This is a genomic window from Arthrobacter sp. LFS091, from assembly GCF_047977885.1.
Taxonomy (GTDB): Bacteria; Actinomycetota; Actinomycetes; order Actinomycetales; family Micrococcaceae; genus Arthrobacter.
Window position 1 is genome coordinate 1 of sequence record NZ_JBFPFP010000028.1, and the last position, 351, is coordinate 351.

Annotated in this window: 1 protein-coding gene; it reads right to left on the reverse strand. The window is 62.7% G+C overall.

Annotation, left to right across the window (positions count from 1 at the left end; genetic code table 11):
* Nucleotides 1-351, reverse strand: a 351-nt coding sequence (locus tag ACNQOP_RS20515; protein ID WP_416405577.1) for an SOS response-associated peptidase family protein, incomplete at both ends; no start/stop codon positions are given.

Below are 351 nucleotides of genomic sequence, written 5' to 3' on the forward strand. Positions count from 1 at the left end.
CGGCAGGGAATCGAGCAGGTGTTGGACCTCGGCTTTGTCGGTCAGGTCCGGGTCGAGCCATTCCGCGAACCGGTCTTTCGGGATGATGACCGGGGAACGATCATGGACGTGTCCCAGCGCGTCCTGGGTGACTGTGGTCAGGACCGTGCACGTCAGCAGCCACCGTTCGGGATCGTCCTCGGGCAACTCCGGATCGGGCCAGAACTCATACAGGCCGGCGAAGCCCAGCAACGGTTCCTGCTCGGAGAACAGATAGTTCGGGATCTTCTTGCCATCCTCGGCCTTCTGCCACTCGTAATAGCCCTCAGCCGGCACGATGGCTCTGCGTTTGACCGCAGCCGACCGGAACGA